The organism is Bradyrhizobium oligotrophicum, assembly GCF_051168495.1.
Taxonomy (GTDB): Bacteria; Pseudomonadota; Alphaproteobacteria; order Rhizobiales; family Xanthobacteraceae; genus Bradyrhizobium; species Bradyrhizobium oligotrophicum_A.
The window spans coordinates 557,233-564,201 of the sequence record NZ_JBNPVB010000003.1; the positions used below are offsets into that span (position 1 = coordinate 557,233).

Annotated in this window: 5 protein-coding genes; 3 read left to right on the top strand and 2 right to left on the bottom strand. The window is 66.1% G+C overall.

The window, feature by feature from the left end:
• Positions 1-32 precede the first annotated feature (32 nt).
• Complete coding sequence (locus tag ACQR1B_RS09315; RefSeq protein WP_434832306.1) at positions 33-1,502, top strand: amidase; 1,470 nt, start codon at positions 33-35, stop codon at positions 1,500-1,502.
• Between the two features lie 242 nt (positions 1,503-1,744).
• On the opposite strand, the gene ACQR1B_RS09320 is transcribed toward ACQR1B_RS09315, so the two are convergent.
• The gene (locus ACQR1B_RS09320) at positions 1,745-2,833 is read right to left on the bottom strand and encodes a Zn-dependent alcohol dehydrogenase (RefSeq protein WP_434832307.1); all 1,089 of its coding nucleotides are present in this window, start codon (positions 2,831-2,833) and stop codon (positions 1,745-1,747) included.
• A gap of 297 nt (positions 2,834-3,130) precedes the next feature.
• Entirely contained in the window at positions 3,131-4,915 is a 1,785-nt protein-coding gene (locus tag ACQR1B_RS09325; RefSeq protein ID WP_434832330.1) for an acyl-CoA dehydrogenase family protein, read from the bottom strand.
• A 108-nt stretch (positions 4,916-5,023) separates the two neighbouring features.
• Here ACQR1B_RS09325 and ACQR1B_RS09330 point away from each other — a divergent pair, with 108 nt between their 5' ends.
• Both ACQR1B_RS09330 and ACQR1B_RS09335 read left to right on the top strand, forming a co-directional pair.
• On the top strand, positions 5,024-6,043 hold the full coding sequence (locus tag ACQR1B_RS09330) for a glutathione S-transferase family protein (RefSeq protein WP_434832308.1): 1,020 nt from the start codon (positions 5,024-5,026) through the stop codon (positions 6,041-6,043).
• A gap of 107 nt (positions 6,044-6,150) precedes the next feature.
• On the top strand, positions 6,151-6,852 hold the full coding sequence (locus ACQR1B_RS09335) for an SDR family NAD(P)-dependent oxidoreductase (protein WP_434832309.1): 702 nt from the start codon (positions 6,151-6,153) through the stop codon (positions 6,850-6,852).
• Positions 6,853-6,969 lie beyond the last annotated feature (117 nt).

Below are 6,969 nucleotides of genomic sequence, written 5' to 3' on the forward strand. Positions count from 1 at the left end.
ACGCGACCTCCACGCGCACGGGGAGCAGGACCTTGGCTGCATCGCAATGGACGTTCGCAACTGCCGTCGAGACGGCGAAAGCTCTGGCACATCGGGAAATCTCGTCGGTCGAGCTGACGCAGCTCGCGATCGACCGCATTCAGCGACATGACGACAAGATCAACGCCGTCTGCGTGCGCGATTTCGATCGCGCGCTGGAGGCTGCCCGCAGCGCCGACGCGCGGCTGGCCCGTGGCGAGCGCGCCCCGCTGCTCGGCCTGCCGCTGACGGTAAAGGAATCCTACAACGTCGCCGGCCTGCCGACGACCTGGGGTTTTCCGCAGCACAAGGATTTTGTCGCGGCCGAGGATGCGTTGACGGTGACGCGCGTGAAGGACGCCGGCGGCATCGTGCTCGGCAAGACCAACGTGCCGCTCGGGCTCGGCGACTGGCAGAGCTACAACGACATCTACGGCACGACGAATAATCCTTACGATCTCGGCCGCACGCCGGGCGGCTCCTCCGGCGGATCGGCGGCGGCGCTCGCCGCCGGATACGGCTCGCTGTCGCTCGGCTCGGATATCGGCGGCTCGCTGCGGGTGCCGGCGTTTCATTGCGGCGTCACCGCGCACAAGCCGACCTACGGCCTCGTGCCCACGCGCGGCCACACGCCGCCGCCGTTCCAGCCGCTGCCGAACGACGCTGACCTCGCCGTCGTCGGCCCGATGGCGCGCTCGGCCGCCGACCTCTCGCTGCTGCTCGACGTCATGGCGGGACCGGATCCGATCGAGGCCGGCAAGGCGTATCGGCTGGAGCTGCCGCCGCCACGGCACACGCGGCTACAGGATTTCCGCGTGCTGATGATCGCCAGCGATCCGCTGCTGCCGACCGACAGTGCCGTGCGCGGCGCGATCGAGCGGCTCGCGGCCGATCTCGCGAAGGCCGGCGTCAGTGTCGTCAGGGAAAGTCCGCTGCTGCCGGACTTCGCCGCATCGAGCCGGCTCTACATGCGCCTGCTGCTGGGCTTCCTCGGCGCCACCATGCCGCCGGAGGTCCACGCCGGCGCCAGCCAGGCGGCCGCGCAACTGCCGAAGGAGGCCGTGAGCCTCGCCGCCGAGCGGCTGCGCGGCCTCGCGCTCAGCCACCGCGACTGGGTCCAGGCCAACAACGCCCGCTTCGGGCTGCGCGCGCAATGGCGGGCGCTGTTCGAGAGCTTCGATGCCGTGATCTGCCCGATCATGCCGACGCCCGCCTACCCGCACGACCATTCGCCGGACCAGGAGCAGCGCCGCATCCGCATCGATGGCATCGACCATTGCTACACCGACCAGCTCGCCTGGCCGGGGATCGCCACCCTGCCCGGCCTGCCGGCCACCGCGATCCCGCTCGGCCTTGCCGATGGTTTGCCCGTCGGCGTGCAGATCGTCGGCCCTTTCCTCGAGGACCGCACGCCGCTCAAGCTCGCCGAGCTGATCGAGCGCGAGTTCAGCGGCTTCGTGCCACCGCCGATGTTTGCGGAGTAGTTGGCGTCAGGGGTGCACTCGCGCCCTCGCCCACCGCCGTCGTCCCGGCCTTGAGCCGGGACCCATAACTAGCGGCGCTTGTGGGACGATGACTGATAGCTGCGCCAACTCGATAGATTCCGCGGTATGGGTCCCGGCTCAAGGCCGGGACGACAGCAGTGTGTAGAGCGCCAGCCAATCCCGCATCGTCATGGCCGGGCATGACGAGTAAATCATGACGACACGTCCCTGCGACCACTCCCTCACGCGTCGAACACGATCACGCTGCGCAGCGTCTTGCCGGCTTTCATGTTGGCAAAGCCCTCGTTGATCTCGGACAGTTTCAGCTTGGCCGAGATCCAGTCTTCCAGGTGCAGCTTGCCGCGCAGGTAGAATTCGACCAGGCGCGGCATGTCGACACGGAAGTGATTGGAGCCCATCGACGAGCCCTGGATGCGGCGCTCGCGCAGGAAGTCGAAACCGTGCAGCTCGATCTTCTGGCCGAACGGGATCATGCCCACGATGGTCGCGGTGCCGCCGGGCGCCAGCATGGCGAAGGCCTGCTCGGCGGTCTCCTTGCGTCCGAGCACCTCGAAGGCGTGGTGCACGCCGCCCTTGGTCAGCTCGCGCACCTGCGCCACGACGTCGCCGTCGGCGGGATTGATGATGTCGGTGGCGCCGAGCTTGGTCGCGAGCTGCAGCTTGGCCGGGTTGGTGTCGATGGCGATGATGCGGCCGGCGCCCGCGATCTCGGCGCCGTTGATCGCGGCCATGCCGACACCGCCGCAGCCGATCACGGCCACGGTTTCGCCGGCCTTGACGCCCGCCGTATTCACGACGGCGCCATAGCCGGTGATGACCCCGCAGCCGATCAGCGCGGCGAGATCGAGCGGCATGTCCGGCCGGATCTTCACGATCGCGTTCTCATGCACCAGCATCTGCTCGGCGAAGGACGACAGATTGAGGAACTGGTGCAGCTTCTCGGTTCGTCCCCATGACAGCCGGTTTGAGGCGCCGGGCGGCATCTTCACCGTCGCATCGGTGCACAGCACCGGCCGCCCCGTGGTGCAGTTGTCGCAGGTGCCGCAGAATACCGACAGGCAGGTGACGACGTGATCACCCGGCTTCACATAGCTGACATCGGAGCCGACCTGCTCGACGATCCCCGCCGATTCATGGCCGAGCACCGCGGGCAGTGGATGCGGATACAGCCCCTCGATGAAATGCAGGTCGGAATGACAGAGGCCGGCGACCGCGGTGCGGATCAGCACCTCGCGCGGGCCGGGCTTGGGCACACTGACGTCCTCGATGACGAGCGGCTTGTTGACCTCCATCAGCACGGCGGCTTTCATTTGGCGTTCCTCCCTAATTGAATTTTGTTCGTTGAAGCCCGTCTGTCGCGCCGCCGTCGCTATGCTCCCTCGCCCCGCTTGCGGGGAGAGGGTTGGGGTGAGGGGGGCTCTCGGCGAGCGCGGTGCATGTTGAGAGCCCCCCTCACCCGGATTGCATCTTCGATGCAATCCGACCTCTCCCCGCAAGCGGGGCGAGGTGAATACCGCGCTCGCGGCAATCTGTTTGCCCAACTCCTCGCTTCTGCGACTCAGCAACTTCGAAACGGCAATCGTAGTCCGTTTTCGCACGCGAACAGCCTACGCCGCTGAAAACAGTTCGCCAACCTCTTCCATGCCGGCGACGTTCTCGCCAAGTAGCAGCGTTGCGATCGCATCATCCGTCTTGTTTTCCGTAAGCCGGAATGGATCGAACGACCTCAGCCGATGATCGACCACGAGCTTGGCCAACAGCAAGCGCCGGGCATCGCCGCGCATGGCGTAGATGCGCGCGCTTTCCCAGGTGAGAGAAACTGCGCTGGCGACGTGATACAGCAGGCTGGTGGCGCGGCGCGACTCGGCTTCGTTTTCGGCATGGCCGGCGACCTCGCGCGCAAAACCAACCGCGCGATCGACCAGGCGGTGCAACTGATCGCGCCAGGCCTGCGGCACATCCGCGCTGTCGTCGAGCCGCGCATGCAGATCGGCTGCTAGCGCGGTCTCAGCGCCGTGACGGCCGACAGCACGCTTGAGCGCGTCGAGCGCGACGATGTTGCCGGTGCCTTCCCAGATCGAGCCGAGATGCGCGTCGCGCAGCAGCCGCGCGGTGGCGAACTCCTCGACATAGCCGATGCCACCGCGCATCTCCAAGGCATCGCCGCAGACCTTGCGGGCGTCGCGGGTAGCACGGAATTTCAACGTGGGCGTCAGGATGCGCAGCAGCGCCGCAGCATCCTGGCTGCCGGCTTCCGCCCGATCGAGCGCGTCCGCCGTGAGGAAGCTCATCGACAGTGCCTGCTCGGTCGGCAAGAGGATCTTCAGCAACTGGCGGCGGCCAAGCGGCAGGTCGACGATGCGATTGCCGAACACGACGCGATTGCGCGCCACCGTGATCGCATCGTGCCAGGCGCGCCGCATCAAGGCGGTCGACTTGACGCCGTTGGAGAGCCGCGAGGAGTTGACCATCTCGGCCATCTGCACGAAGCCGCGATCGAGCCGTCCGACCGCATAGGCGATCGCGCCTTCCAGCTTGATCTCGCCCGACGCCATCGAGCGGGTGCCGAGCTTGTCCTTCAGACGTACGATCCGATAGTGGTTCTGCGTGCCGTCATCGAGGAAGCGCGGCATCAGGAACAGGCCGACGCCGCGCGTTCCCGCCTCGGCACCTTGCGGCCGCGCCAGCAGCATCACGATCTTCGCATCGGCATTGGAGCAGAACCATTTCTCGCCATGCAGGCGCCAATGGTCGCCCTCCTGCACGGCCACTGTCGTCAGAGTGCCGACATCAGAGCCGCCTTCCTTCTCGGTCATGAACTGGCCACCCTGGGTCAGCTTCCGCATGTCGGTCTGGGTCAGGCCGTCGAGATATTTGGTCTTGAGCGCGTCGCTGCCGAAGCTCGCCAGCAGCTTGGCGCAGCCGTCGGTGACGTTGATCGGACATCCCAGCCCGAACTCCGCCTGGTTGAACAGGAAGGTGAAGGCGTGTTTGGCCGTGACGGGATATTTGTTCGGCCAACCGAGAATGCCCTTGCGGATCGACATCGCATGGATGCCGAACTCGCCGAACGCCGCCCGCTCGAGCTCGCGATAGGCGGGGTGATATTCGATCCACTGCACGTCGCGGCCGAAACGGTCGCGCTGATGCAGCACGGGCCCGTGACGGTCGGCGAGCCGGGCGCATTCGTCGAGATAGGAGCCGGCGAGCTCGCCGAGCCGGTCGAGATGCGGCACGAGATGACGAAACAGGGCGTCGGGCAGATGGATACGCAGGAGGTCGGCGAGCGCCGGATCGGCGCGATAGAAGTTCAGCCCGGTGGTATCAGGTGCCAGCAGCGCAGGCCTCGCGCCTGATGTCATCACGTCATCGCGCTTCAGGAACTGGTGCATGTTCGTCAAGACCTCGTTCGTTTCCGCAAGTCTCTGATGGACTCTTCGACAGGTTGCGCCGGATCGGGTACACCACTGCCACGCCCGAATGATCGAGGGAGCAGGTCCATGACCGGTCAGCCGACGGAGGTTTATCGCATCTTCGGGGCGGAGATGTCGCCCTATTCGGTCAAGGTGCGATCGTATCTGCGATACAAGGGCATTCCGCATCGCTGGATCTTGCGCAATGCGGAAAGCGAGTCGGAGTTCATCCGGCACGCCAAGCTGCCGATCATTCCGCTGGTCGTCGCGCCCGACGAGGTGCCGATGCAGGATTCCACGCCGATCATCGACGCGCTGGAACTCGATTTTCCGCAACCCTCGATTCATCCGGGCGACGTGCTGACCAGCTTCATCTCGGCTGTCATCGAGGAGTTCGGCGACGAGTGGGGCAACAAATGGATGTTCCATTATCGCTGGGCGCGCGATCTCGATCAGCGCGCCTCCGCCGGGCGGATCGCCCGCATCCGTGCACCGAAGGCGGACGAGACCGAGCTTGCCGTGCTGACGGAGAAGATCCGCGCCCGCATGGTGGAGCGGCTCTGGTATGTCGGATCGAACGAGATCAACGCGCCGCAGATCGAGCAGGGTTTTGCCGAGATGCTCGACATGCTGGAACGTCATCTCGCGGTCCGGCCATATCTGTTCGGCGGCCGGCCGGCCTATGGCGATTTCGGCCTGTGGGGCCAGTTCTACGAGCTGTGGACCGACCCGACCGCGGGCGCGCTGATCGAGGGCCGCGCGCCGCATGTGTTGACCTGGATCCAGCGCATGCTGTGGCCGCGCGCCGAAGGCGATTTCGAGCTGTGGCCCGAATTGTCGCTCACCCTGATGCCGATCCTGACCCGCCAGGTCGGCGGGCTGTTCATGCCGTGGACGCTCGCCAACGAGCGGGCCCTGGCCGACAACCGCGACATCTTCAGCGTGCAGCTCGGCGACGTCCTGTGGACGCAGAAGCCGCAAAAATATCATGCGCGCTCGCTGGCCATGCTCCGGAGCAAATATGTCTTCCTGCACGACCACAGCCGGATCGACGTCGTGCTGGAGGAGATCGGCTGCCTTGCCGCCATGCAACCGCGTCCATCCTGAGGCTCGCGGCAAAAATGTGGGGATGAACGATAGGAAGTCGGCCGCCGATGCACTAGCTAAATGGCTGCGAACGCTTCGCCGAAGACCTCGTTGCCAAGGACATGCCAATGGACATCCCTTCCTACAAGATCGCCCTGATCGTCGGTGCCGGCGAAGGACTCTCGGCCTCGCTGACGCGGCTGTTGACCCGCGAGAAGATTCGCGTGGTGCTGGCGGCACGCAAGGTCGAGAAACTCGGCGCGCTCTGCAACGAAACCGGCGCGCGCGCCTATCCTTGCGACGCCACCAATCCTGAGGAGGTCGAGCGGCTGTTCGGCCTCGTCGAGCGCGAAATCGGCACGCCCGATGTCGTCGTCTACAATGCCAGCGCACGGGCGCGCGGGCCGCTGGTCGACCTGGTCCCGGCCGAGGTGCAGCAGTCGATCGCGGTCAGCGCCTTCGGCGGCTTCCTGGTGGCGCAGCAGGCGGCGCAGCGCATGCTGCCGAACAAGCAGGGTGCGATCCTGTTCACCGGCGCTTCCGCCAGCGTGAAGGGCTATGCGCAGTCGGCGCCGTTCGCGATGGGCAAGTTCGCGTTGCGCGGGCTGGCCCAGAGCATGGCGCGCGAATTGTCGCCGCAGGGCATCCACGTCGCGCATTTCGTCATCGACGGCGCGATCAGGAGCGCGGCCCGCCAGGATCCGGCTGAACGTCCGGATTCGATGCTCGATCCCGACGCCATCGCCGCCAGCTATTGGAGCGTGCTGCAGCAGCCGCGCAGCGCCTGGAGCTGGGAGATCGAGCTGCGCCCGTGGGTCGAGACGTTCTGATCGCGCAGCGCTGACTCATGGCCGTGCGCCATTGCGGGGCTGCGTAGATTCCATGGGGGAGCGGTGAGCGAGCCCTTCCGATAGGTTTGGGTTTCCACACTCGAACCCTCGGAGAGT

Bases quoted from the DNA above. Each gene is read 5' to 3' on its own strand.
- ACQR1B_RS09320 (WP_434832307.1), bottom strand. From the start codon at position 2,833: ATGAAAGCCGCCGTGCTGATGGAGGTCAACAAGCCGCTCGTCATCGAG.
- ACQR1B_RS09325 (WP_434832330.1), bottom strand. From the start codon at position 4,915: ATGCACCAGTTCCTGAAGCGCGATGACGTGATGACATCAGGCGCGAGG.
- ACQR1B_RS09330 (WP_434832308.1), top strand. From the start codon at position 5,024: ATGACCGGTCAGCCGACGGAGGTTTATCGCATCTTCGGGGCGGAGATG.
- ACQR1B_RS09335 (WP_434832309.1), top strand. From the start codon at position 6,151: ATGGACATCCCTTCCTACAAGATCGCCCTGATCGTCGGTGCCGGCGAA.